The 25,302-nt window shown below is 68.9% G+C and carries 22 protein-coding genes and 4 tRNA genes; 9 read left to right on the top strand and 17 right to left on the bottom strand.

The window, feature by feature from the left end; genetic code table 11:
• The 5 genes from ACQ5SP_RS04715 to ACQ5SP_RS04695 all read right to left on the bottom strand — a co-directional run bounded on the left by ACQ5SP_RS04715 (position 1) and on the right by ACQ5SP_RS04695 (position 1,050).
• Positions 1-77 (bottom strand) — tRNA-Asp (locus ACQ5SP_RS04715).
• A gap of 26 nt (positions 78-103) precedes the next feature.
• Positions 104-180 (bottom strand) — tRNA-Asp (locus tag ACQ5SP_RS04710).
• 128 nt (positions 181-308) lie between these two features.
• A tRNA-Val gene (locus ACQ5SP_RS04705) sits at positions 309-384 on the bottom strand.
• 86 nt (positions 385-470) lie between these two features.
• Positions 471-545: transfer RNA gene (locus ACQ5SP_RS04700), tRNA-Val, on the bottom strand.
• A gap of 19 nt (positions 546-564) precedes the next feature.
• Positions 565-1,050: an HU family DNA-binding protein gene (locus tag ACQ5SP_RS04695; protein WP_430936952.1), complete on the bottom strand. Its 486-nt coding sequence runs from the start codon at positions 1,048-1,050 to the stop codon at positions 565-567.
• Between the two features lie 278 nt (positions 1,051-1,328).
• Between ACQ5SP_RS04695 and ACQ5SP_RS04690 the strand changes: the two genes are divergently transcribed.
• On the top strand, positions 1,329-1,520 hold the full coding sequence (locus ACQ5SP_RS04690; RefSeq protein ID WP_430936950.1) for a hypothetical protein: 192 nt from the start codon (positions 1,329-1,331) through the stop codon (positions 1,518-1,520).
• 86 nt (positions 1,521-1,606) lie between these two features.
• Here the strand turns inward: ACQ5SP_RS04690 and lon are convergent, their stop codons facing one another.
• Positions 1,607-4,015: an endopeptidase La gene (lon, locus tag ACQ5SP_RS04685; RefSeq protein ID WP_430936948.1), complete on the bottom strand. Its 2,409-nt coding sequence runs from the start codon at positions 4,013-4,015 to the stop codon at positions 1,607-1,609.
• Between the two features lie 292 nt (positions 4,016-4,307).
• Here lon and ACQ5SP_RS04680 point away from each other — a divergent pair, with 292 nt between their 5' ends.
• Positions 4,308-5,252: a hypothetical protein gene (locus ACQ5SP_RS04680; RefSeq protein WP_430936946.1), complete on the top strand. Its 945-nt coding sequence runs from the start codon at positions 4,308-4,310 to the stop codon at positions 5,250-5,252.
• A 6-nt stretch (positions 5,253-5,258) separates the two neighbouring features.
• On the opposite strand, the gene tgt is transcribed toward ACQ5SP_RS04680, so the two are convergent.
• Positions 5,259-6,389 carry a tRNA guanosine(34) transglycosylase Tgt gene (gene tgt / locus ACQ5SP_RS04675; RefSeq protein ID WP_430936944.1) on the bottom strand — a complete coding sequence of 377 codons (1,131 nt, stop codon included), beginning with the start codon at positions 6,387-6,389 and terminating at the stop codon, positions 5,259-5,261.
• A 98-nt stretch (positions 6,390-6,487) separates the two neighbouring features.
• Here tgt and ACQ5SP_RS04670 point away from each other — a divergent pair, with 98 nt between their 5' ends.
• The 4 genes from ACQ5SP_RS04670 (at position 6,488) to ACQ5SP_RS04655 (ending at position 9,003) form a co-directional block, all read left to right on the top strand.
• Positions 6,488-6,853 (top strand): SUF system Fe-S cluster assembly protein, encoded by a 366-nt coding sequence (locus ACQ5SP_RS04670; RefSeq protein ID WP_430936942.1) that lies wholly within the window; start codon positions 6,488-6,490, stop codon positions 6,851-6,853.
• Between the two features lie 72 nt (positions 6,854-6,925).
• On the top strand, positions 6,926-7,297 hold the full coding sequence (locus ACQ5SP_RS04665) for a HesB/IscA family protein (RefSeq protein WP_430936940.1): 372 nt from the start codon (positions 6,926-6,928) through the stop codon (positions 7,295-7,297).
• A 79-nt stretch (positions 7,298-7,376) separates the two neighbouring features.
• Positions 7,377-8,120, top strand: a complete 744-nt coding sequence (tpiA, locus tag ACQ5SP_RS04660; protein WP_430936938.1) for a triose-phosphate isomerase — start codon at positions 7,377-7,379, stop codon at positions 8,118-8,120.
• Between the two features lie 76 nt (positions 8,121-8,196).
• Positions 8,197-9,003 carry a hypothetical protein gene (locus ACQ5SP_RS04655; protein WP_430936936.1) on the top strand — a complete coding sequence of 269 codons (807 nt, stop codon included), beginning with the start codon at positions 8,197-8,199 and terminating at the stop codon, positions 9,001-9,003.
• A gap of 13 nt (positions 9,004-9,016) precedes the next feature.
• Here the strand turns inward: ACQ5SP_RS04655 and der are convergent, their stop codons facing one another.
• Genes der through ACQ5SP_RS04640 form a run of 3 tightly spaced genes read right to left on the bottom strand, consistent with a single transcriptional unit; the run spans position 9,017 to position 12,534 of the window.
• A complete protein-coding gene (der, locus tag ACQ5SP_RS04650) occupies positions 9,017-10,462 on the bottom strand; it encodes a ribosome biogenesis GTPase Der (RefSeq protein WP_430936934.1) in 1,446 nt (481 codons plus the stop codon).
• Positions 10,463-10,517: 55 nt separating this feature from the next.
• A complete protein-coding gene (locus ACQ5SP_RS04645; RefSeq protein WP_430936932.1) occupies positions 10,518-11,840 on the bottom strand; it encodes a PQQ-binding-like beta-propeller repeat protein in 1,323 nt (440 codons plus the stop codon).
• A 37-nt stretch (positions 11,841-11,877) separates the two neighbouring features.
• Entirely contained in the window at positions 11,878-12,534 is a 657-nt protein-coding gene (locus ACQ5SP_RS04640) for a tetratricopeptide repeat protein (RefSeq protein WP_430936930.1), read from the bottom strand.
• Between the two features lie 219 nt (positions 12,535-12,753).
• Between ACQ5SP_RS04640 and ACQ5SP_RS04635 the strand changes: the two genes are divergently transcribed.
• On the top strand, positions 12,754-13,851 hold the full coding sequence (locus ACQ5SP_RS04635) for an efflux RND transporter periplasmic adaptor subunit (protein WP_430936928.1): 1,098 nt from the start codon (positions 12,754-12,756) through the stop codon (positions 13,849-13,851).
• On the top strand, positions 13,848-17,435 hold the full coding sequence (locus ACQ5SP_RS04630; protein ID WP_430936926.1) for an efflux RND transporter permease subunit: 3,588 nt from the start codon (positions 13,848-13,850) through the stop codon (positions 17,433-17,435). The genes ACQ5SP_RS04635 and ACQ5SP_RS04630 overlap by 4 nt, the downstream gene beginning before the upstream one ends.
• 16 nt (positions 17,436-17,451) lie before the next feature.
• On the opposite strand, the gene ACQ5SP_RS04625 is transcribed toward ACQ5SP_RS04630, so the two are convergent.
• Entirely contained in the window at positions 17,452-19,284 is a 1,833-nt protein-coding gene (locus tag ACQ5SP_RS04625; RefSeq protein WP_430936924.1) for an ABCB family ABC transporter ATP-binding protein/permease, read from the bottom strand.
• A 58-nt stretch (positions 19,285-19,342) separates the two neighbouring features.
• Positions 19,343-20,821: a LysM peptidoglycan-binding domain-containing protein gene (locus ACQ5SP_RS04620; protein WP_430936922.1), complete on the bottom strand. Its 1,479-nt coding sequence runs from the start codon at positions 20,819-20,821 to the stop codon at positions 19,343-19,345.
• 129 nt (positions 20,822-20,950) lie between these two features.
• Between ACQ5SP_RS04620 and ACQ5SP_RS04615 the strand changes: the two genes are divergently transcribed.
• Positions 20,951-21,508: a TIGR00730 family Rossman fold protein gene (locus ACQ5SP_RS04615; protein WP_430936920.1), complete on the top strand. Its 558-nt coding sequence runs from the start codon at positions 20,951-20,953 to the stop codon at positions 21,506-21,508.
• Here ACQ5SP_RS04615 and rarD read toward each other — a convergent pair.
• The 5 genes from rarD to secF form a co-directional block, all read right to left on the bottom strand.
• A complete protein-coding gene (rarD, locus tag ACQ5SP_RS04610; protein WP_430936918.1) occupies positions 21,430-22,389 on the bottom strand; it encodes an EamA family transporter RarD in 960 nt (319 codons plus the stop codon). The genes ACQ5SP_RS04615 and rarD overlap by 79 nt on opposite strands.
• Before the next feature lie 122 nt (positions 22,390-22,511).
• Positions 22,512-23,120 carry a superoxide dismutase gene (locus ACQ5SP_RS04605; protein ID WP_430936916.1) on the bottom strand — a complete coding sequence of 203 codons (609 nt, stop codon included), beginning with the start codon at positions 23,118-23,120 and terminating at the stop codon, positions 22,512-22,514.
• Positions 23,121-23,213: 93 nt separating this feature from the next.
• Positions 23,214-23,567, bottom strand: a complete 354-nt coding sequence (locus ACQ5SP_RS04600; RefSeq protein ID WP_430936914.1) for an Mth938-like domain-containing protein — start codon at positions 23,565-23,567, stop codon at positions 23,214-23,216.
• Positions 23,568-23,577: 10 nt separating this feature from the next.
• The gene (locus ACQ5SP_RS04595; protein WP_430936912.1) at positions 23,578-24,330 is read right to left on the bottom strand and encodes a sulfite exporter TauE/SafE family protein; all 753 of its coding nucleotides are present in this window, start codon (positions 24,328-24,330) and stop codon (positions 23,578-23,580) included.
• Positions 24,327-25,298, bottom strand: a complete 972-nt coding sequence (secF, locus tag ACQ5SP_RS04590) for a protein translocase subunit SecF (RefSeq protein WP_430936910.1) — start codon at positions 25,296-25,298, stop codon at positions 24,327-24,329. The genes ACQ5SP_RS04595 and secF overlap by 4 nt, the downstream gene beginning before the upstream one ends.
• Positions 25,299-25,302 lie beyond the last annotated feature (4 nt).

Below are 25,302 nucleotides of genomic sequence, written 5' to 3'. Positions count from 1 at the left end.
TGGCGCGGTTGACGGGGCTCGAACCCGCGACCTCCGGCGTGACAGGCCGGCACTCTAACCAACTGAGCTACAACCGCGTATCGGCGGGACGTTCCTCGGGCAGTGGCGCGGTTGACGGGGCTCGAACCCGCGACCTCCGGCGTGACAGGCCGGCACTCTAACCAACTGAGCTACAACCGCAGACTGCCATCGGGCGGTGCCCAACGTGGAGTGCGTTCTATGTCGACCCGCGGTCTGCGTCAAGCGCGAAGAACGCCTTTTTCGGCGCCCTTTCCACCCGCCCGGAACAGGGCCCGCACGAGGGGCGCTGGTGGGTGATGAGAGACTCGAACTCCCGACATCTTCGGTGTAAACGAAGCGCTCTACCAGCTGAGCTAATCACCCTCCGGGCCGGGTTCTATCCCAGCCGGGACCCGGCCGGCAAGACGGATCGCGCAGGATGCGGCGGTTCCGGTCGGATCGGCGGGAAATGGTGGGTGATGAGAGATTCGAACTCCCGACATCTTCGATGTGAACGAAGCGCTCTACCACTGAGCTAATCACCCATGCCGGCGGTATTTATCGCTACTCCGCGGGCTTCGCAAGGGGGTCCTGCCCCGAAGCCGCACCGCCCGCGCCGAGCTTCACGCGGCAGACGACGACCGGGCCCCGGGCGCCCGGCTTGGTCTTCACGATCCGCAGTTTTCCGAAGGGCGGCAGATCGAGGTCGTGCCCCGTGGCCATGGCGTCATGCATGGCCCGGAGCGTGGCATCGACGACGCGCGCGGTCTCGGCCGGGTCGAGCCCGGTTGCCGCGGCGACATCGGCGCGCAGCGTGTCCCGGTCGAGTGTCTTGCGTGCCTGTGCCCGGGCGACGGTGGCCGTTTTGGCGCGCTTGCCTTTCGCCGCGGCCTCGGCGGCCTTGCGCGAGGCCGCACGGGCACGGGACGCGGCCGCGGTGCGCGAGGCCGCGCGCGCGGGCTCGAGCTGGGTCACGGTCGTGTCCCCGGGCGCATCCGCGCCGCCGCTGTCGGTCGGGTCCGCGGGAGCGGACGTTTCGTGGCTGGCCATTGGCTCTCCTGTCCTCCCATTTTCTAAACTTGGGCCTTCGGCCCGCGGGTCAGCATATCGAAAAGACCCGGGCGCCGCCACGGGGGGCTTCGCGGCCGCGCCGCGGCGGCAGACACATGCCGGGCGCGCCGCCCGCCCGGCACGCCCCCCGAACCATTGCAAAAAGAGCGCGCTTGGGCCGTCTCGGTCAAAGAACGCCAAAAAAACGTTGACGCCGCAAGGACGCCCCGCGATTCTCACTCCGTATGCGCATACACCAACCATTGATGGAAATAGACATGAAGAAACTGATCGCAGCCGGCGCTTGCGCCTTCGCCCTGTCCGCCACCGCAGCGACCGCCGGCAACATGGCCGAGCCCGTGATGGAGCCGGAAGTCATCGTCGAGGACACCGCGACGTCCGACGGCGGCATCCTGGTTCCGCTGCTGGCCATCATCCTGATCGGTGCGGCGATCGCCGGCGCCGACTGATCCGCACACGGTTCTTGCGAACATGAAAGGGGCGCATCCCGCGGGATGCGCCCCTTTTTCTTGCCTGTCCGGGCGACGCGGCGCGCCTAGTGCGTTGTCGCGCCCGGCGCCTCGCCGGCCTTCTCGAGCCGGGCCTGCGCCGCGGCGGCTTCCTCGGCGGCCTCGTCCCACTCGATCGGCTCGGGCTCGCGCACCAGCGCATGCGCCAGGACCTCGCGGACGTTCGAGACCGGGATGATCGTCAGCCCCTCTTTCACGTTGTCGGGAATGTCGCGCAGGTCCTTCTCGTTCTCCTCGGGGATCAGCACCGTGGTGATTCCCCCGCGAAGGGCGGCGAGAAGCTTTTCCTTGAGCCCGCCGATGGCCAGCACGTTGCCGCGCAGCGTGACCTCGCCGGTCATGGCGATGTCCTTGCGGACCGGGATCTGCGTGAGCACCGACACGATCGAGGTGACCATCGCCACCCCGGCCGAGGGGCCATCCTTGGGCGTCGCGCCCTCCGGGACGTGGACGTGGATGTCCATCGTCTCGAAAAGCGGCGGCTTGACCCCGATCGAGGGCGCCATCGACCGCACGAAGCTCGACGCCGCGTCGATCGACTCCTTCATCACGTCGCCCAGCTTGCCGGTGGTCTTCATCCGGCCCTTGCCCGGCAGCTTCAGCGCCTCGATGGACAGCAGGTCGCCGCCCACGCTCGTCCAGGCGAGCCCGGTGGTGACGCCGATCTGGTCCTCCTTCTCGGCCAGGCCGTAGCGGAACCGCTTCACCCCGAGGAAATCCTCGAGGTTGTCCGGCGTGACCACGACCTGCGCGGCGCGCTTGCGGACGATCTCGGTCACGGCCTTCCGGGCGAGTTTCGCGATCTCGCGCTCGAGGTTCCGCACGCCCGCCTCGCGTGTGTAGGTGCGGATCACCTCCTTGAGCGCGGCGTCGGTAAGCTCGAACTCGTCCTTCTTGAGCCCGTGCCCCTTCAGCTGCTTCGGCACCAGGTGGCGCTTGGCGATCTCGATCTTCTCGTCCTCGGTGTAGCCGGCGAGCGTGATGATCTCCATCCGGTCCAGGAGCGGCCCCGGCATGTTGTAGGAGTTCGCCGTCGTGATGAACATCACGTTGGAGAGGTCGTATTCCACTTCCAGGTAATGGTCGGCGAAGGTCGCGTTCTGCTCGGGGTCGAGCACCTCGAGCATGGCGCTGGCCGGGTCACCGCGGAAGTCCTGGCCCATCTTGTCGATCTCGTCGAGCAGGATCAGCGGGTTGGTCGTCTTGGCCTTCTTCATGGCCTGGATGATCTTGCCCGGCATCGAGCCGATATAGGTCCGGCGGTGGCCGCGGATCTCGGACTCGTCACGCACGCCGCCCAGCGAGATGCGGATGAACTCGCGTCCCGTGGCCTTCGCCACCGACTGGCCGAGCGACGTCTTGCCCACGCCCGGCGGGCCGACGAGGCAGAGGATCGGCCCCTTCAGTTTCTTGGAGCGCTGCTGCACCGCGAGATACTCGACGATGCGTTCCTTGACCTTCTCGAGGCCGTAATGGTCGTTGTCGAGGATCTCCTCGGCACGGCCGAGATCCTTCTTCACGCGGGATTTCTTGCCCCACGGGATCGACAGCATCCAGTCTAGGTAGTTGCGCACGACGGTGGCCTCGGCCGACATCGGGCTCATGTTGCGCAGCTTCTTCAGCTCCGCCTCGGCCTTTTCCTTGGCCTCCTTGCTGAGCTTGGTCGCGTTGATGCGCTCTTCAAGCTCGTCGATCTCGTTCTGGCCGTCCTCGCCGTCGCCCAGCTCCTTCTGAATGGCCTTCATCTGCTCATTCAGGTAGTACTCGCGCTGGGTGCGCTCCATCTGGCTCTTGACGCGGCTCTTGATCTTCTTCTCGACCTGCAGGACCGACATCTCGGACTGCATCAGCCCGTAGACCTTCTCCAGCCGCTCGGCGACGGAGAGCGTTTCCAGCAGCTCCTGCTTCTGGTCGACCTCGACACCCAGATGCCCCGACACGGTGTCGGCCATCTTTGCCGGGTTGCGGGTCTCGGACACCGCCGTCAGCGCCTCTTCGGGCACGTTCTTCTTCATCTTGGCATAGCGTTCGAACTCGGTCGCGACCGAGCGGACCAGCGCCTCGACGGTGGCCTCGTCGCCCTGCACTTCCTCGAGCGGGCGGGTGCTGGCCTCGAAGAACTCGGGGTTCTCGACGAACTCGGTGATCTCGACGCGCTCGCGGCCCTCGACCAGGACCTTGACGGTGCCGTCGGGCAGTTTCAGCAGCTGCAGCACGTTCGCCAGCACGCCGACGCGGTAGATCCCGTCCTCGGCCGGATCGTCGACCGCGGGGTCGATCTGGCTGGACAGAAGGATCTGCTTGTCATCCTTCATCACCTCTTCCAGCGCCTTGACCGACTTCTCGCGCCCCACGAAGAGCGGCACGATCATGTGGGGGAAGACCACGATGTCGCGCAGCGGCAGGACGGGATGGGTGCTCATGGTTTCTTGCATGGTGTTTCCTTGGTCTAGGCAGGGAACGCCGGCCCCGGCTTCTCCAGCAGCCTCGGCCCCCTCCGGTTATGGACCATAAGTGGGTCCGGCGCGACGGGGCGTCAAGCCGGACCGGTCTGACTCGGTCCAGGCATCTTGCCCGCCCACCCCACCGGAGGCAAGCGGTGGCACCCGTCGCGGCGGGACCGGGCCGCGAATTCCTCAATACTGCCCAAATTTCGTCAGACAGAAGGGCCAGTTAGGGGCGAGACCCATACCAGACGGCCGAAATCACGGACCAAGGAGACAGCACATGCTGAGGCGCGTATACAGGCAGAGACGTCGGATTCTCTTCGGGTCGGCGCTGCTCGTGCTGGCGATTCTGACCGCGGATCGCGCCCAGCCAGGCGGCCTGTCGATCCTGGAAGGGCTCGGCCCGCTGGAACGGCTGACCCTGATCACCCTGATCCTGGGCTTCACCACCTCGGTCAACGCCTTCATCGTCGCCGCGTCGCCGACGCTGCGCCCGGTGGTCGAATGCATCGGCCTGGCGGCGTTCATCCAGGCCGCGCTGACGCTGGTCCTGCCCGACCCGCTGGTCGCGCTGATGTGGCAGACCGGCTATGCCGCGATCGGGCTCTTCCTGCTTTATGTCGCGATCCATCTCGGGCTCTACGGCAGCTTCTCGGATCGGATCCCGGCCTGGTTCGCGTCCAACGGGCGTGTCGCCTTCCCGGTGAAGGCCGACCCGGAAAAGGTCTGGCGCACCGTGGTCCCGGATGTCGGCCACGAACGCAGCCACTGGAGCGGCACGCTCGAATCCGTCGACCGCGACCCGCAGGAACCGGACACGGTGCACGCCCGGTTCGCGCTCGGTCACGGCTATTACGAGCGCCAGACCATCACCTTCTTCGAAAAGAACGCCCCCTGGCACTGCCGCTACTATTTCGTCTGCGAGGCCAGCGCCACGAACGCGGACTTCTCCGAAGGGGTCTACGACATCACCCTGTCCGGGAAGCCGGATGGCGGGACCGAGGTTATGATCGGCCTCGACCGGAGCGAGATGCATCTGCGCATGGCCCTGATGATGTGGTTCGACGACATGATCGGCGACCAGGCCGACTGCATCGCGGCGCGGCTGAACGGCACCCGGGATCACTCGGTCACCGGCCAGTTCCACCGCGAGGTGAAGCGTATCCTGGAAAAGACCGCTGCCGGCCCCGCGCCGGCCGGGCCCGCCCGGCCCAGCGGCGCCTGAGCGCGCTCAGAGAGGCGGGATGTCGCCCTCGGCCCGGGCGGCGTGGAAGCCGGCCTGGAACTCCGCCAGCCGGCCCGCCGCGACGGCGTCGCGCAGACCCTGCATCAGCTCCTGGTAGTAATGCAGATTGTGCCAGGTCAGCAGCATCGCGCTGATGATCTCGCCGGCCTTGAAGACATGATGCAGATAGGCGCGGCTGTAGTTGCGGCAGGCGGGGCAGCTGCAGGCCTCGTCCAGCGGGCGCGGGTCGTCCTGGTGGCGCGCGTTCTTCAGGTTGACCTGGCCGTGCCGGGTAAAGGCCTGGCCCGTCCGCCCCGACCGCGACGGCAGCACGCAATCGAACATGTCCACGCCGCGCGCCACCGCGCCGACGATGTCGTCGGGCTTGCCGACCCCCATCAGGTAGCGGGGTTTGTCGGCCGGCAGCATGCCCGGCGCGTGGTCGAGCACGCCGAACATCGCCGCCTGCCCCTCGCCCACGGCCAGCCCGCCGATCGCGTAGCCGTCGAAGCCGATCTCGGTCAACGCGGCGGCGCTTTCCTCGCGGAAATCGCGCTCAAGCCCGCCCTGCTGGATGCCGAAGAGCGCGTGGCCGGGCCGGTCCCCGAAGGCCTCGCGCGAGCGCGCCGCCCAGCGCATCGACAGCTGCATCGACTCGGCGATGCGGGTGCGGTCGGCCGGCAGCGCGGGGCATTCGTCGAAACACATGACGATGTCGGAGCCGAGAAGCCGCTGAATTTCCATCGACCGCTCGGGCGTCAGGTCGTGCGTGGAGCCGTCGATATGCGACTTGAAGCGCACGCCCTGCTCGGTCAGCTTGCGCAACTCCGCCAGGCTCATCACCTGGAACCCGCCCGAGTCGGTCAGGATCGGCCGGTCCCAGTTCATGAAGCGGTGCAACCCGCCCAGCCGCGAGATCCGCTCTGCCGTGGGGCGCAGCATCAGGTGGTATGTGTTGCCAAGCAGGATGTCGGCCCCGGTGGCGCGGACGTTCTCGGGCAGCATGGCCTTTACCGTGGCGGCCGTGCCCACCGGCATGAAGGCCGGGGTGCGGATCTCGCCCCTCGGCGTCGAGATCACGCCGGTCCGGGCCGCCCCGTCGGTGGCCTGCAGGTCGAAGGTGAAGCGCGCGGTCATGGCCGGTCTCCTAGACCAGCGCGGGGCCGAGGGGAAGCCCGCACTGGACGGGGCCTCTCCTAATCCTTATATCTTTGCTCGGAAATGCGAGGAGAGCCATGTCCGCAGAAACCTCCGAAATGCTCGAGGGCACGCCGCTCATCAAGCCCTCGACGACCGATCATCCGCTCTACGAGGATGTCGTCGCGGCCTGCCGGTCTGTCTTCGACCCGGAAATCCCGGTCAACATCTACGATCTCGGTCTCATCTACACGATCGAAATCAGCGACGAGAACGAGATCGAGGTCATCATGACCCTGACCGCGCCGGGCTGCCCGGTGGCCCAGGACATGCCGGGCTGGGTGGCGGAGGCCATCGAACCCCTGCCCGGGGTCAAGACCGTGAATGTCGAGATCACCTGGGACCCGCCCTGGGGCATGGACATGATGTCCGACGAGGCACGGCTGGAACTCGGCTTCATGTGATCCGGGCCGCCCCGGCCTTGAGACATGGCGCGCGGGCGCTTATCTTCGCTCCAGACGACAAAGGAGCATCCCATGTTCGGCATCCCCGGCAAGCAGGCGGTCACCCTGACCGACCGCGCCGTCTCCCAGATCACCGGTCTGATGGAGAAATCCGGCAAGAAAGGCCTGCGCATCGGCGTCAAGAAGGGCGGTTGCGCCGGCATGGAATACACCATGGACTACGTCGACGAGATCGACGCCAACGACGAGGTCGTCGAACAGGACGGCGCGCGGGTGCTGATCGCGCCGATGGCGCAGATGTTCCTGTTCGGCACCGAGATCGACTACGAGACCGGGTTGCTGGAGTCCGGGTTCCGCTTCAACAATCCCAACGTCTCCGAGGCCTGCGGCTGCGGCGAGTCGATCAAGTTCCGCGACGTCGAGGAACTGTCGCAGCAGGGCTGATCCCCCGAAATGCCCCGTTTTCCCGGCCGGCCGTTTGCGCTATCGGTCGGGACGACGCAGCACGGAACGGGAGGATGCGATGCGCCGCAAGATGGCCGCCGGCAACTGGAAGATGAACGGCACCAGCGCCGATCTGGACGAGATCGACGCGCTCGGCGACGCCGTGCCCGATCCCGGCTGCGAGATCGTGATCTGCCCGCCCGCGACGCTGCTGCACCGCATGGCCGCCCGCTGCGACGGCGGCCCGGTCGCCGTGGGCGGCCAGACCTGCCACAGCGCGGCGAACGGCGCCCATACCGGGGATGTCTCGGCCGCGATGCTGGTGGATGCCGGCGCCACCCATGTCATCGTCGGCCATTCCGAACGCCGCCAGGACCATGCCGAGACCGATGCCGCGGTGCGCGCGCAGACCCTGGCCGCCTGGGACGCGGGGCTGACCGCCATCGTCTGCGTCGGCGAAACCGAAGCCGAGCGCGATGCGCTCAACACGCTGGAGATCGTCGGCGGTCAGCTTGCCGGCTCGGTGCCCGACGCGGCCACCGGCGAGAACCTCGTCATTGCCTATGAACCGGTCTGGGCCATCGGCACCGGCCGCACGCCGACGCTGACCGATATCGGCGAGGTGCATGATTTCATCCGCACCGCGCTCGAACGCCGCTTCGGCGAAGGTGTCGGCCGCTCGGTCCGCATCCTCTATGGCGGGTCGATGAAACCGGGCAACGCCGCCGAGATCGGCGCCGTCTCCAACGTGGATGGCGGGCTCGTCGGCGGCGCCTCTCTCAAGGCGGCGGATTTCGCGGAAATCGTCCGGGCGCTCTCCTGACCGGGGGCGCCGCCGGCCCGACGCCGCATTGAGCCAGATCAACGTGTCGCCGTCGGGGTGAGGTTAACCTTTCCCCATGATTGCCGGAGGACCCCTTGCGCCACGCCGCGCCGTCCGCGCCCTCGCGGGGGCGGTTCTGGGGCTGCTGCTCGGCCTCGCGCCGGGTGCGGCGGAAGAGGGCACCCCGCTTTCGCGCAAGGCCGACCGGACCGTCGAGGCCGCCTGGCCCTTCGCGCCGGAGACCCGCTGGGAGACCTATCTCGCGATCAAGCAGGTCGCGGAGGCGATCCTGCGCGAGCATCGCTTCAACCGGCAGATCGCCACCGCGCGCACCGACACCTTCACGGAATATCCGCGGCTCTTCCTGCTCGACAAGGACGGGAACGGGGCGGCCGATTTCTTCATCTACCACAGCGAGGGGTTGGACCGGCTGACGCTGGAATTCGGGGTGTTCTTCCGGGCCGGCGGACACGCGGCGCCCTATTGGCTGGTCTTCAACTGCGGTCCCTGCGCCGATACCGTCATGGACGGATCCACCACCTTCTTCCTGGCCACGCACCAGTTCGTGGACCGCAACGCCGACGGTGCCTTCGATCTCTATATCCTGAACGGCTGCGACGGCGACGGCGACGGGCGGCTGCGCGCGCTCGATACCCAGTGGCTTTATGACGACGATTTCGACGGACGGCCCGACCGTGCCGAAAGCATCGTCGCCGGCGAGGTGCGCAGGATCAGCCCCGTGAACGGGATGCTGGCGATGAACTGCCCGGCCGGGTTTCGCTACAGCGCGATCCCGACGGACAGGACTTTCCCGCTCTTCACCTTCATGGACCGGATTTCCGCCGATATCGTCATGGCGCTGAGCGACAGCGCCATCCGCTGATGCGGCGCGCGCCCTACTTGTCGAGATGCTTGCGCAGCCGCGAGGGCGTCGATTTCCGGCGCCCCTTGTAGGGGTTCTTGTCGGCCTGGCTCCGGAAGGTCAGCCGGATCGGCGTCCCGGCCATGTCGAAATGCTCGCGCAGCCCGTTCACCAGGTAGCGGCGATAGCTTTCCGGCAGCTCCTTGGGATGCGAGCACATCACGACGAAGCCCGGCGGCCGGGTCTTGACCTGGGTCATGTAGCGCAGCCGGATGCGCCGCCCCCCCGGCGCCGGGGGCGGATGCGCCTCGGTCATCTCGGCCAGCCAGCGGTTCAGCACCGCCGTCGGAACGCGCCGGTTCCAGATGTCATAGGCTTTCATCACGGCGGCATGCAGCCGGTCGAGCCCCTTGCCGGTCTTGGCCGAGACCGTCACCAGCGGCGCCCCGCGCAGCTGCGGCAAAAGCCGCTCGAATTCCTCGCGCAGGTCCGACAGCCGTTTCTGCTTGGCCGGCTCCAGGTCCCACTTGTTGACCGCGAGCACCACGGCGCGGCCCTCGCGCTCGGCCAGGTCGGCGATCCGCAGATCCTGTGTCTCGAAGGGTTTTTCCGCATCCAGCAGGACCACCACCACCTCGGCGAAGCGCACCGCGCGCAGGCCATCGGCCACCGAAAGCTTTTCCAGCTTGTCCTGCACCTTGGCGCGCTTGCGCATGCCGGCGGTATCGAAGAGGCGCACCGGCGTGCCGTCCCACGCGGTGCGGATCGAGATCGCGTCACGGGTGATGCCCGCCTCGGGGCCGGTCAGAAGGCGGTCCTCGCCGAGAATTCGGTTCACCAGCGTCGACTTGCCGGCGTTGGGCCGGCCGATCACGGCGACCTGCAACGGCCGCGCCTCGGTGGGCATGGGCGTGCCCGCCTGCGCCGCCCCGTCTTCGTCGTCCACGGCCACCCCCGTCGCGGGGATCTCCGCGGTGGCGTCGACCTCGTCGGCGATGGGGCTCAGGGCCTCGAGCAACTCCCCCAGCCCCTCGCCATGCTCCGCCGAGAGCCGGATCGGCTCGCCCAGCCCGAGGCTGTAGGCCTCGAGGAAGCCCGACTCGCCCGCGTTTCCCTCGGCCTTGTTGGCGGCGAGGATCACGTGGCGGGCCTTGCGGCGCAGGATATCGGCGAAGGTCTGGTCGTCGGGCAGGATGCCCGCGCGGGCATCCACCAGGAAGAGACAGGCATCCGCGGATTCCACCGCCTGCTCGGTCAGGCGGCGCATCCGGCCCGGCAAGCTCTCGTCCTTGGCATCCTCGAGCCCGGCGGTGTCGATGGCGATGAACCGCAGGTCGCCGAGCCGCGCCTCGCCCTCGCGCAGGTCGCGGGTCACGCCGGGCTGGTCGTCGACCAGCGCCAGGCGCTTGCCGACCAGGCGGTTGAACAGCGTGGACTTGCCCACATTGGGCCGCCCCACGATGGCGAGCGAGAAGGTCATGGCGTGATACCGGCTGCGAAACTGTCGAGACCCGCCGCCCTACACCCTTTCGCGATCATTGGAAAGCGTGCAGTTGGCCCCGCTGGCTGACGACGTAGAGCCGTCCGTTGACGACGATCGGCGCGGTGGTCGCGCCGCCGGGCAGGTCGACCGTTTCCAGCAACGCGCCCGATTCCGGGTCGAAGCTGCGGAGCAGACCGTCGCTCGAGGCGACGACCACGCGGCCGCCGGCCAGCACCGGTCCGTAATGGGCGTAGACGTCCTTCCAGCGCCGCGTCGGACGGTTGCCCCTGACGACGTCCGGCAGCGCCGCGCCCCAGATCCGCTCGCCCGTCCGCGCGTCGAGCCGCACGAGTTCGCTGTCGTCGGAGACCAGGAACAGCGACCCGCCCGCAGGCCAGACCGGGCCGACCGCGCCATCGGGCGCGGACCAGAGCCGATCGCCGCTGGTGGCGTCATGCGCCGCCGTCTGGCCCGAGTAATTCCCGGCATAGAGCGTATTACCCTGCAGGACCGGGTCGCCCGTCACGTCCGAGATACCGCCGCGGGCGATGCCGACGCGCTGGCCCGAAACCGCCGCGCGCCAGACACGCAGGCCCGAATTGCGAAGCGTGGCGACCAGGTCGCCCGTGCCGAAAGGAAAGATGACCAGCCGGTCCGAGACGACCGGGCTGGCGCCGCCGGTCACCACGGCCGGCGCCGCCGCGTCGGTGATTTCCCAGCGAATGCGCCCGTTCGCGACGTCGATCGCCCAGCCGCGCCCGTCGCGCGAGACGGCATAGAGCCGGTCGCCCGCGACCGTCACCGGCCCGGTGATCGGCGCCGGCAGGCGCTGCACCCAGTCGGTTGCGCCGCTGGCCGGGTCGAGCGCGAAGAGATCGCCGAAGCCGGTGCTGACGAAGAGCCGCCCCGCGGCCAGCGTCACCGCCCCGCCCGAGGCGTCGTCGGCCCGGTCCGAGGCCGGCGTCAGGTCGCGCGCCCAGAGCCGCGCACCATCGGTGCCGTGCGCGGCGACGGTCGCGCGCGAGTCCAGCGTGAAGATGCGCCCGTCGGCCGCGACCGGCGTCGCGGTGATACGGTGCTTGCGATCCTCGCCCGCGCCGATGCCGGCGGACCAGGCGGGGGCGAGCGGCCAGTTCAGCGCGGGATGCGTGATGCGGTGGCGCGTGCTGCCATTCGTCGTCGGCCAGACGCCGTGATTGACCGGCGCCGCCAGGCGGATCGGCGCGGCGCGGTTTTCCGCCTCCGCGCGGGTCTCGAGACCGTCGACCGTGTCGCGCACGTCGATGCGCTCGCCCGGCAGGATCACCTCGTCCTCGCCGCAGGCCGCCAGCGTGGCCAGCAGGATCGCCGTTGCGGCAAATCGTGTCAGCTTCACTGCTCCTGCCTCCCTCTGTCGCCTGGCCGGGCCCGTCTCACGTGGCCCTGGGGTCCTCGCCCAGGGTCACCATCATCTGTGTCGCGCGCTGACGCAAGCCCGGCGTTGCCTGGGGCGAGTCCAGAATGGCCCGCAGCGCCGCGACCGCGGCGTCGCGCTCACCCGCTTCGAGATGCGCCAGGGCCTTCTGTTCCAGCGCGATGGCGCGGAAGGGCGCGCCGGGCTGCGCCAGCCGGTCGAGCACCGCCAGCCGTTCGGCCGGCGCCATCGTCCCGGCAGACAGGATCGCCGATTTCAGCTCGGCCAGGCTGCGATAGACCGGCGGGACGTCCTGCCGCGCGGCGATGGCGGCCAGAAGCTCCGCGGCGGCGGGGTCCTCTCCGGCCGCGATCAGGTTGTCGGCGCGCAGGAAATCCGCCAGCGCGGCGGCGGCGCCGTCGGCGACCGCGATCCCGGCCAGCGCCTCTGCCCGGGCTGCCGGGTCGGCCGCCCCGAGCGCTGCGCGCAGCGCATCGCCGGTGGCCTGCGCCTCGGCCCGGTCGCGGGCCTTGGAATACTCGTTCCAGGCCGCGCCGCCCACCACGGCGAGGACCACCACCAGGGCGATCCAGCCATAGCGGCGGAACAGCCGGAACAGCCGGTCGCGCCGGACCTCTTCGGTGACTTCGTCGATGAAACTGTCTGTGTTGCTCACGCCGGCCTCCGCGTCGTTGGGCGGTGTCTTAACGCGAAGCCACGCGGAATGCCAAGTGCAAACACCCCGGCCCGGCCGTCGCCGCATCGCGGAAAATTGTTGGTCTAAAGGCCACGGCGCATCGTAAACTGTTCCAGAAGTGCCTTGCTTAGCGGGTGCGGTGGGCCTATCTAAACGCAACCGTTCAGTTTGTGGCCCACGTAACAGTCGGAGTGGTGCATGCGCCTTCTTCCTCTCCTCACCGCGGTCATGGTTACCGCCGCGCTCTATCTCCTGGTGATGGAGCGCGAGGCGCTTCTGGCGTTCGCCAATGGCGACGCGGGCAGCGCGGCCGAAGCCGCCGCCGAACCCGGCGCCGAGGACGAGGCCCAGCGCGTGCGCGTCGTGGCGCTGCGCTCCAGTGCGCGCGAGGTCGATACCGGCGTCCTGCTGCGCGGGCGCACGGAGGCCGCACGCCAGGTCGACGTCCGCGCGGAGGTCTCGTCCACCGTGATCTCCGAGCCGCTCCGCAAGGGCCGTTTCGTCGAGACGGGCGAATTGCTCTGCCGTCTCGATCCGGGCACCCGCCGCGCCGCGCTGACCGAGGCGGAGGCGCGGCTCGCCGAGGCGCTGGTGAACTACCGCGCCGCGAGCGGGCTCAAGGACCAGGGATTCGCCTCCGAGACGCGGGTCGCCTCGGCCAAGGCGGCGCTGCAATCCGCGGAGGCCGCGGTCGACCGCGCCCAGACCGAGATCGACCGGCTGGAAATCCGCGCGCCCTTCGGCGGGCTGCTGGAAACCGACACCGCCGAGAACGGCACGCTTCTGCAGCCCGGCGCGGTCTGCGCGACGGTGATCCAGCTCGACCCGATCCGGCTGGTGGGGTTCGTGCCCGAGGTGGACGTCTCGCGGATCGCGCTCGGCGCCCCCGCCGATGCGCAGCTGGCCGACGGGGCGCGCGTCCGGGGCGCGGTCACCTTCATCTCGCGCTCGGCCGACCCGCAGACCCGGACCTTCCGCGTCGATGTCGAGGTGGCCAACCCCGAGCTGACGATCCGCGCCGGGCAGACGGCCGAGATCCTGATCTCGGCCGACGGCGAGACGGCGCATGCCCTGCCGGCCTCGGCGCTGACGCTGGATGACGCGGGCCGGATCGGCATTCGCGCCGTCGTCGACGGCGACACGGTGCGCTTCATGCCGGTCGAGATCCTGCGCGACACCCGCGACGGCGTCTACGTCACCGGGCTGCCGGCCGAGGTCGACGTCATCGTCACCGGGCAGGAATACGTGACCGATGGGCGCAAGGTCGCGGTCACCTACCGCGAGGACGGCGCATGACCGGCATCGTCGACTGGGCCACCGGCCGCGCCCGCATGGTGCTGGCCTTCGTGATCCTCTCCATCGGGGCGGGGGTGATGGCCTATGTGGGCCTGCCCAAGGAAGGCGAGCCCGATATCGAGATCCCGGCGCTCTTCGTCTCGGTCCCCTTCCCCGGCATTTCGGCCGAGGACAGCGAGAAACTGCTGGTCAAACCGCTCGAGTCGAAGCTGCAGGATCTCGACGGGCTGAAGACGATGACCTCCACGGCGTCGGAGAACTATGCCGGCGTCGCGCTGGAGTTCGAATTCGGCTGGAACAAGACCGAGACGCTGGCCGACGTCCGCGACAAGGTCGACCAGGCGCAGGCCGAGTTCCCGGACGGCGCGGAAGCCGCCAGCATCAACGAAATCAATTTCTCGGAATTCCCGATCCTGGTCGTGGCGCTTTCGGGCGAACTGCCCGAGCGCACGCTGATCCGCGAGGCCAAGGCGCTGCAGGACCGCATCGAGGCGCTGGCCCCGGTGCTGGAAGCCGAGATCACCGGCCACCGCGACGAGATGCTCGAGGTGGTGATCGACCCGATGCGGCTCGAGGCCTACAACGTCACCGCGGGCGAGCTGATCGACACGGTGGTCAACAACAACCAGCTGATCGCCGCGGGCGAGATCGAGTCCGCCGAGGGCGCGTTCTCGGTCAAGATCCCCTCCTCCTTCGACGAACCGCGCGACATCTATGACCTGCCGGTGAAGGTCAATGGCGACCGGGTCGTCACGCTGGGCGATCTCGCGGATATCCGCCTGACCTTCATGGATCGCGACGGCACCGCCCGCTACAACGGCGAGCCGACGGTGGCGCTGCAGGTGGTCAAGCGCAAGGGGTTCAACATCATCGACACGGTCGAGCTCGTGCGCCAGACCGTGGCGGACGCCCGGGCCGACTGGGCGCCGGAGCTGCGCGACTCGCTCCGGGTCGATTTCACCATGGACGAGAGCAACACCGTCGCCGACATGGTGGGCCAGCTGCAAAGCTCGGTGCTGACGGCCATCGCGCTGGTGATGATCGTGGTGCTGGCCGCGCTCGGCACCCGCTCGGCGCTGCTGGTGGGCTTCGCGATCCCGACCTCCTTCATGCTCTGTTTCGCCTTCCTTGCGGTGATGGAAGTGCCGATCTCGAACATCGTGATGTTCGGCCTGATCCTCGCCGTCGGCATGCTGGTCGACGGCGCCATCGTGGTCGTCGAATACGCGGACAAGCGCATCCAGGAGGGCACCGGCCCCATGCGCGCCTATGGCGAGGCCGCCAAGCGGATGTTCTGGCCGATCGTCGCCTCGACGGCAACGACGCTCTGCGCCTTCCTGCCGATGCTGTTCTGGCCCGGGGTGCCGGGCGAGTTCATGGGGATGCTGCCCGTCACGCTGATCTTCGTGCTGTCGGCCTCGCTCGTGGTCGCGCTGATCTACCTGCCGGTGGTGGGTGGCGTGGCCGGGCGCATCAGCCGGGCCTTCGGCCGGGCCTCGACCGGGCTGCGGGGTCTGCCCTGGCCGGTCCGGCTCGCGCTGGCGGCAGGCGCGGCCGGGCTGCTCTATATCGGCGCCATGCAGGCGCTGAACCCGGCCTACCTGCCGGGCCTCGTCGGGCCGGGCGCCATGGGCGTCGCCGCGCTGCTGCCCGGCGCGCTGATCTTCATGGCCGGGGCGGTCGCGGTGTCGATCACGGTGGGCGCGCTCAAGCGCGAGGCGAAACCGCGCAAGATCCGCGCCGGCTACCGCCGCACGCTGTTCGGGCGGTTCATCGCGCTGATCGCCGGCAACCCGGTCATGCCGCTCGTGACCATCGCCGCCGTGGGCGCGGTGGTCGCCGTCACCTTCATGACCTTCGCCGAGAACAACAACGGCGTGGAGTTCTTCGTCGACACCGAGCCCGAGCGCGCCATCGCCTATGTGCGCGCCCGCGGCAACCTGAGCCTCGAGGAGAAGGACGCGCTGGTGCGCGAGGCCGAACGACGCACCATGGCCGTCGACGGGGTCGAGTCGGTCTTCGCCTTCGCTGGCGAAGGCGGGCTGAACCAGAACACCGGCGGCGCGCAGGCCCCCGTCGACACGGTGGGCCAGATCCAGATCGAGTTCGCCCGCTGGGACGAACGCCGCGACGGCGACCTGATCATGGACGACATCACCAGCGCGATCCGGGCGATCCCCGGCATCGAGGCCGACGTGATGGAGCAGGCCCAGGGCCCGGCCTCGGGCAAGCCGGTGAACCTGCGGCTCAAGGGCGACGACTGGGACAGGCTGCTGGAGGCCACGGCCATCGCGCGCGACCGGATCGAGCGGACCGAGGGCCTCGTCGATATCGAGGACACCCGCCCCCTGCCCGGCATCGACTGGCAGATCGACGTCGATGTCGAGAAGGCCGGGCGCTACGGCGCCAACGTGACCACGGTGGGCGCGATGGTGCAGCTGGTCACGCGCGGGCTGCTGCTGGACACGATGCGGGTGGAAAGCTCGGACGAGGAAATCGACATCCGCGTCCGCTTCCCCGAGCAAGACCGCGTGCTGGCCACGCTGGACAGCCTGAAGGTCCGCACGCCGGACGGGCTGGTGCCGCTCTCGAACTTCATCACCCGTGCGCCCGTCGACAAGCTCGGCCAGATCGACCGCGTGGACCAGTCGCGCTACTTCGACGTCAAGGCGGACGTGGCGCCGGGACTGACCAATGCCGAAGGCGCGCCCATCAACGCCAACGAGCGCATCGCGCATCTGACCCAATGGCTCGAGAGCGAAAGCCCATTGCCCGATGGCGTTACCTATGAATGGGCCGGCGACACCGAGGACCAGGCCGAAAGCCAGGCGTTCCTGTCCAAGGCCTTCGCCGGCGCGCTGGGCCTGATGTTCGTGATCCTGCTGGCGCAGTTCAACAGCCTCTACAACTCGGTGCTGGTGCTGCTGGCGGTGGTGCTCTCGACCACGGGGACGCTGATCGGGATGCTGGTGATGGGCCAGCCCTTCTCGATCATCATGACGGGCACCGGCATCGTGGCGCTGGCCGGCATCGTCGTGAACAACAACATCGTGCTGATCGACACCTACCAGGAATACGCCTCCTACATGCCGAAGCTGGAGGCGGTGATCCGCACCGCAGAGGCGCGCATCCGCCCCGTGCTGCTGACCACCATCACGACGATGGCGGGCCTGACGCCGATGGTGCTCGGGCTGTCTGTCGACTTCATCGGCGGGGGCTACTCGATCGACTCGCCCACCGCGCTCTGGTGGAAGCAGCTGGCCACGGCCGTGGTCTTCGGGCTCGGGGTCGCCACGATGCTGACGCTGGTCTTCACGCCGGCGCTTCTGGCGCTGCGGATCTGGACCACGGCGGGGGCCTATGGCGGCGTCCGGCGGCTGGCGGCCCTGGCGCTGGGCAAGCGCAGCCGGATCGGGCGCGACATGGCGCTGAACCGCGCGGCACGGCGGCTGAAAGGGCCGCTGATCCTCTGGGACGAGGACAATGGGCAGGCGACGGCCGATGCCGGCGCCGCGGCGCGGGACGAGGGCGACAGCGCCCCCGGGGAAGCCAGCCCGCGCCCGCCGCTCCGGGCGGCGGAGTAAGGCCCGGGATACCGGGCTAGGCCGCCGCTTCCTCGGCCTGCTGGCGCTGCCACATGGCGGCGTAGCGCCCGCCACGGGCAAGCAACTGCTCGTGCCGCCCGCTCTCGACGATGCGTCCTGCTTCCAGCACAACGATCCGGTCGGCATCCACCACCGTCGAGAGCCGATGCGCGATGGTGATCACTGTCCGGCCCTCGCCCATGGCGCGCAGGCTGTCCTGGATATCGCGCTCCGTCTCGGAGTCGAGCGCCGAGGTCGCCTCGTCCAGGAGCAGGATCGGCGGATCCTTCAGCAGCGTCCGCGCAATGCCGACGCGCTGCTTCTCGCCGCCCGACAGCTTCAGCCCCCGCTCGCCCACCTGGGTCTCGTAGCCTTCGGGCAGGCTGGCGACAAAGTCGTGGATCTTGGCCGCGCGCGCCGCGGCCTCGACCTCGGCCCGGCTGGCGTCGGGACGGCCATAGGCGATGTTGTAATAGATCGTGTCGTTGAAGAGCACGGTGTCCTGCGGCACGATCCCGAGGGCGGCGTGCAGGCTTTCCTGCGTCACCGCGCGCAGATCCTGCCCATCGATGCGCAGCGCGCCCTCGGTCACGTCGTAGAAACGGAACAGCAGCCGTCCGATGGTGGATTTGCCGGATCCCGAGGGACCGACGATGGCCACGGTCTCGCCGGCCCCGACGGCAAGGTCGAGCCCCGACAGGATCGGACGGGCCGGATCGTAGCCGAAGGACACGCCATCGAAGACGATCTCGCCGCCGCGCACGTCGATCGCCCGCGCCCCCGGCCTGTCGGTGACGTCGGGCGGCTGCTCGAGCAGGTCGAACATCTCGCCCATGTCCACCAGCGCCTGGCGGATCTCGCGGTAGACCGTGCCGAGGAAATTGAGCGGCATGGTGATCTGGATCATGTAGGCGTTGACCATCACGAAATCGCCGACCGTCAGCGCGCCGCTCTGAACCCCCATCGCGGCCATCACCATCACGCCCACCAGCCCGGCCGTGATCAGCAGCGACTGGCCGAAATTCAGGAAGCCCAGCGACCACGCGGTCTTGAGCGCGGCCTCCTCGTAGCCGGCCATCGCCTGGTCGTAGCGCTCCGCCTCGCGGGTCTCGGCGCCGAAATACTTGACCGTCTCGAAGTTGAGCAGGCTGTCGATCGCCTTCTGGTTGGCGTCGGTATCCTGCTGCATCATCTGCTTGCGAACCTTCACGCGCCACTCGGTGACCTTGAAGGTGAACAGCACGTAGAGCGCGATCGTCACCGCCAGCACCAGAAGATACCACACGTCGAAGAGCACGAAGAAGATCACGCTGACCATCAGCAGTTCGAGGATCAGCGGCCCGACCGAGAAGAGCAGGAAGCGCAGCAGGAACTCGACGCCCTTCACGCCGCGCTCGATGATGCGCGAGAGCCCGCCGGTCTTGCGGGCGATATGGTAGCGCAGGCTCAGCGCATGCATGTGTTCGAAGGTCTCGAGCGCCAGCTGGCGCAGCGCGCGCTGCGCCACGCGGGCGAAGATCACGTCGCGGAGCTGGGTGAACCCCACGCCCAGCAACCGCGCCATGCCATAGGCGACCGTCAGGCCGACGGCGCCAACCGCCAGCATCCAGGCGTCGGGCGCGGCGCCCTCTGCCGGGGCGAGGGCATCCACCGCCGCCTTGTAGAGAAACGGCGTGCCCACCGCCACGAGCTTCGAGAAGGCCAGCGCGACCAGCGCCCAGATCACCCGGTGCTTCACCCAGGGCTTGTCCGCGGGCCAGAGATAAGGCGCCACGCGTCGGATCGTGCGCCAGCCGCGCGCCCGCTCGCCGGCGGCGTCGAAATCGGGATCTGTGGTGGTCTGGCTCATGCACGCTCCGCGATCACTGCGCCTTACCTAGGCCGGCCACCCGGGAAAGGCCAGCCGGTCACTCGGCGCCGGCCGACGCGGGCAGCTCGAAGATCTGGCCGGGATAGATCAGGTCCGGGTCGCGGATCTGGTCGCGGTTCGCCTCGTAGATGCGCACATACTCGATCCCCTCGCCGTAGCTGCGCTCGGATATGCCCCAGAGCGTGTAGCCGGGCTGCACCGTCACGATGCTGATGCGCGGCACGGCCAGCCCCTCGCCCGTGCCGCTCCCGGCCGCGCCGGGGCCGGTCTCGGCGATGCGGCGCACATCGGCGGCCGCCTCGCGCTGGAAGGGGGTCTCGATGCGCGAGGTGACGGTGCCCTCTGGATCGATCTCGTCGATGCGAAGCTGGTAGACGCCCTCGGCCACCTCGGGCAGGTCCGTGCGCCAGGTTCCGCCGGGGGTGATCTCGGCGGTCTTGACCGGACGGTTGTCGACATAGACGCGGGCGAAACTGCCCGGCGCGCCCCGGCCCGACAGCATCACCTCGCCCTCGACGTCATAGGAGATCGCGTCGATGGAAATCGCGGTCAGCGCCTCGGGCGCGCCGCCGCTCGGCTGCAGCACGGTCACGCCGTCACGCGTGGCGAGCAGCACGGCCGGGGCGCGATCCGCGCCGTCGCCGTCTTGCAGGTCGGGTGCCGGGGCCTCGGCCGATGGCGGCGCGGCCGCGTCGGTCGTGCCCGGCGGCGTGCCGGCTGCGGCGGTCTCCTCGACCGGATCGGGCTGTCGCGCCGGCGTGCCGGGTGCGGGCGGCGTCCCGGGGGCCTCGGCCGCCGCAAGGGTATCGGCATCGGCGGTATCGGGCGCCGTCGCCGCGGCGCTCACCCGGCGATTTTCCGCCCCGCTGTCCGGCGGGGGCGACAATTCCGCCCCCTCGGTCGCGGCGCCGGGTTCGGGAAGGTCCGGCGCGGCGGGCGCGGCAGGCGCGGTCTCTTCGGCCAGCGCGATCTCCTCTTCCGCGGGGGGCGTGTCCCCGGGCGCGGCGGCGACCGCCCGGCGCCGCGGCGCGACGATCACCTGGTCCTCGGACAGGATGCGCGTCCCGTCGGGGGCGATGGCCGCCAGGCTCACCACCTGCGGCGCGTCGGACTCGGGCATCTGGAACAGCGCCACGAAGCCGCCCGCCCCGTCCGCCCCGGCGGTCGCGGCGCGCGCCGCGTCGACGAAGATCTCTACCTGCTGGCCGGGCATGGCCCGTCCGGCGACGACCGCCCCACCCGCGCGGTCGACCCGCACCACGTCGAAGCTTGGGGCAAGCGGGTCCGGGGCCGGCGCGTCGGCTGCCGGGGGCGTGGTCTCGGGCGGTGTCTCGGCAGCCGGTTCGGGGGCGGGTGCGGGTTCGGGTGCGGGCGGCTGCACGGGCGGCGCTTCGCGGCGAACGGCGGTCGTCTCGTCCGGCAGTTCGGGCCATGTGATCACGGTGTAGACCCCGAGCGTCACCGCCGCGGCGATCAGGACCGCCGCCAGAAGCCCCTGTAGCGTGTTGCTGGACAAGACCCGCTCCCGTTACCCGTTTCCCGTTACGACCCCCCAAGGCCTTTGACCCGCGACTTTGCAGCAGCTTGTGGGAGATTGGCAACAGCTATATCACCGGGTCATATTTGCCAGCGCCGAGGTTTCCCGATGACAATACCCCAAAGGTCCATCTGTGTCTTCTGCGGCTCGCGCCACGGCGCGAACCCGGCCTACAAGGCCGCGGCGACCGCGCTCGGCCGGGCGCTGGCCGCGAATGGCTGGCGGCTCGTCTACGGCGCGGGCGATGTCGGGCTGATGGGCGAGGTCGCCCGCGCCGCGCAGGACGGCGGCGGAGAGACCTTCGGCGTGATCCCCGTCCACCTGCTGCAGCGCGAGGCCGGCAAGCGCGACCTGAGCCGCTTCATCGTCACGGAGAACATGCACGAGCGCAAGAAGGTGATGTTCATGAACGCCGATGCGATCGTGACCCTGCCGGGCGGGCCCGGGTCGCTCGACGAGTTCTTCGAGGTCATGACCTGGCGCCAGCTCGGCCTGCACGGGAAACCGATCTACCTGCTCAACACCGACGGCTACTGGGATCCGCTGGTGGGCCTGATCGATCACATCCTCGCCGAGGGCTTCGCCGATCAGAGCTTTCGCGATTTCATGACCGTCGTCCCCGACGTACCCGCCCTGACCGCCGCCCTGGAACGCGATCTTTCCTGACGGATGCTCTCGGCCGAGTAGAGCGCGAGGCCGGCCCAGATCAGCGGGAAGGCGATGGCGTGCCAGGGCGTGAAGGGCTCCAGGAAAATCAGCGTCGCCACAAGGAACTGCAGGGTCGGGTTCAGGTACTGCACGAGGCCCACCGTGGCGTAGGTGAGCCGCTTCGAGGCATAGGAGAACAGGATCAACGGCCCGCCCGTCAGCGGCCCGGCACACATCAGCAGCAGCGTGTCCCGCCAGTCCTGGAGGAACACGGCGCCGGGGGCGGCGGCGAAACCGCTCCATCCCGCCTGGTGCACGCCGATCAGCCAGACGAGCGCCACCGGCGAGAGCAGCAGCACCTCGGTCGTGACCGAGACCACGGGCCCGGCCGGCACCCGCGCCTTGATGAGCCCGTACATCCCGAAGCTGAAGGCCAGCCCCAGCGAGATCCACGGCGCGACGCCAAGCCCCAGCGTCAGCACCGTGACCGCGGCCGCGGCCAGGGCCACCGCCGCCCATTTGAACGGCGTCAGCCGCTCTCCCAGCACCACGAAGCCCAGCATCACCGCCACCAGCGGGAAGATGTAATAGCCGAGGCTCGCCTGGACCGCGCGCTCGGTCTGCACCGAGAAGATGAAGAAGAACCAGTTGGTGGAGATGGCCACCCCCGCCGCGCCGACCACCGCCAGTGTGCGCGGCACCCGGAAGACGCGGACGATCTCGATCAGCCGGCCCTGCAGCGCCAGGACCACCCCGAAGAACAGGACCGACCAGAGCGTGCGGTGTGCCAGCACCTCGAGCGGCGGCACATGGGCGACCATCTTGTAATAGATCGCCGACAGCCCCCAGACCGTGCAGCACCCCACCAGCGCCAGTATGCCCTTGACCTCTTCGCGCATCCGCCCTCCTCGCGGCGCCCCTTAGGGCACGGGCGCCGGGGAATGGCAAGGCCCGGCCCGGCATCAAAAAGGGCCGGCGGATCGCCCCGCCGGCCCCTCTTCGGTCACGCGGTTCGCGCGGATCAGGCCTTCGACAGCCGCTCGGCCACGTTTTCCCAGTTCACGAGGTTGTCCAGGAAGTTCTGCAGGTAGGCCGGACGCTTGTTGCGGAAGTCGATGTAGTAGGAATGCTCCCACACGTCGCAGCCCAGAAGTGCCGTCTGGTCAAAGCACAGCGGGTTGACCCCGTTCTCGGTGCTGGTGACCTTGAGCGTGCCGTCCTGGTCCACGACGAGCCAGGCCCAGCCCGACCCGAACTGGCCGGCGCCCTTGGCGGCGAAGTCTTCCTTGAACTTCTCGACCGAGCCGAACGCGTCGGTGATGCGGCTTTCCAGCTCGGACGGCATCGCCGAGGCACCCGGGCCCATCATTTCCCAGAACTGGGCGTGGTTCCAATGCTGGCTGGCATTGTTGAAGATGCCGGTCTGCGCCACGGCGCCCGGCTGGTAGGTGCCCTTGACGATCTCTTCGACGGTATTGCCTTCCCACTCGGTCCCGGCGATCGCCTTGTTGCCGTTGTCGACATAGGCCTTGTGGTGAATATCGTGGTGATATTCCAGCGTCTCCTTGGACATGCCGAGATCGGCAAGCGCATCGTGGGCATAGGGAAGATCGGGCAGTTCAAAATCCATGTGGAAACCTCTCCTTGTCTGATTGGGACAGCGTCCCTGGGTTAGTGGCGTGTGCGGGGCGGCGGCGTCAAGGCCGAACCCCGCGGTTCGACGTCAGACCGGCAGCAGCGCCGCGGCGATGCGGCGGCCTTCGGACAGAAGCACGTTGTAGCTGCGGCAGGCGGGCCCGGTGGCCATGACCTCGACACCGATCCCCGCGGCCTCGAGACGGTCGCGCAGCGCGGCCGGGATGTGATCGATCTCGGCGCCGGTGCCGACGAACAGCACGTCGATGGTACCGGCCAGATCGTCCAGCGCCGCGGCATCCGCGTAGCCGCCCCAGGGCGCCACGCCCTCGGCGCGGATGACGACGGGGCCGTCCACCCGCTCGCCGCCGATGCGGAAAAAGCCCGGCCCGTAGCCGTCGATGGGCGGACCGGCGTCGAAAGTGACCTCGTTCAGGCGCATCGGGGTCTCCTCAGTCGAAGAGCGGCAGCCCGCTGAGCGCGGACCCCGCTATGATAACATAAGCCGCAGCGCGGTAGGTTCGTTCCCTCTCGGGGCGAAAAATAGCGGCCCCGGCGAGATTTGCCAGCAGGTAGACCGGCAGAAGCAGCCCGCCGATGGCCAGCGGCACCGCCGAGAGCATGCCGTTGAGCCCGAAGACCGTCATCATCAGCACGTCTACGAGCAGCAGGTACAGGATCAGGTTGGCGCGGATCGCCGCCGGGCCATGGGTGCTGGCCATGTAGAGCATGATCACCGGCGGCCCGGCGAGCCCGGTCGACCCGGCCAGCCCGCCGCCGAGCACGCCAACCCCCGTCACCATGGCCGGCGACAGCACGCCGCGATACCGCCAGCCCGCCACCAGCGGCACCAGCAGCGCCAGAGCCAGCAGCGACACCGCCCAGCGAAAGGGCGCTTCCGGCAGCTGCGACAGCGCCAGCACGCCGAAGGGCAGCGCCACCACGGCCCCGAGGCCAAGCCGCAGCATGTCGCGCCGGTGCCCGTCGCGCAGCGCCCGCGGCAGGTGCGGCAGCGGCCCGATCAGGTCGATCATGACGAGGGTAATCAGGGTCCAGACCGGCGGCAGCACCGTGGCCGCCACGGGCACGTAGACCAGCGCCGTGCCGAACCCCGAGAAGCCGCGCACCACGCCCGCCACCGCCACGGCGAGGAAAAGCCAGCCAAGACCCTCCGTCGCCCAGGCCGCGGCGACGGCGTCGCTCACGCGTCCACGTTGGCGAACTGGGTGCCGGCGGTGCCGTCGGGTTTCGACCAGTCGCGCTTGACGCCGAGGCGCAGCAGGATCACGCCCGCCACGAAGACCGAGGAATAGGTGCCGACCACCACGCCCCAGATCATCGCGAAGACGAAGCCGCGGATCACGTCGCCGCCCAGCACGAAGAGCGAGATCAGCGCCAGCAGCGTCGTGACGGAGGTCATGACGGTCCGGCTCAGGGTCTCGTTGATCGAGAGGTTCAATACCTCTTTCAGCGCCAGCTTCTTGTACTTGCGCAGATTCTCGCGAACCCGGTCGAACACGACCACGGTGTCGTTCAGCGAGTAGCCGACGATGGTCAGCAGCGCGGCGATGGTGGCCAGGTCGAAGCGGATCTGCAGCAGGCTGAAGACCCCGATGGTCAGCACGATGTCATGCACCAGCGCCGCCACCGCGCCCAGCGAGAACTGCCACTCGAAGCGCAGCCAGATATAGAACAGCACCGCGCCGATCGACAGCAGCACCGCGATGACGGCGGTCTGGATCAGCTCGCCCGAGACCTTGGGTCCGACGCTTTCGACGGACGGAAACGCCATCGCGGGATCGACCGCGCCGCGCAGCGTGTCCTGCACCGCGTTCACGGTCTCGGCGGTCACGGATTCCTCGCCCTCCTGGGCCTGGATGCGGATCATGGTCACGTGCTGGTCGGGGCCGAAACTCGGATCGAACACCTCGGTGATCGACACGTCGCCCAGCCCGAGCGGGTCGAGCGCGTCGCGGTAGGCGCCGACATCGACCGGTTGCGCGCTTTCCGTCCGGATCGTGGTGCCGCCCCGGAAGTCGATCCCGAAATTCAGCCCGACCACGAAAAAGAGGATGATCGACGCGATCATCGCCACGATCGAGGCGCCGAAGGTGACCTTGGCGAAACGGAAGAAATCCCAGCTCGTGTCTTGGGGGACCAGTTTCAGGCGCATGGGT

This window comes from Rhodovulum sp. YNF3179, from assembly GCF_050586465.1.
Classification (GTDB): Bacteria; Pseudomonadota; Alphaproteobacteria; order Rhodobacterales; family Rhodobacteraceae; genus CAJXYS01.
This window is presented reverse-complemented; position numbering and strand designations above follow the sequence as displayed.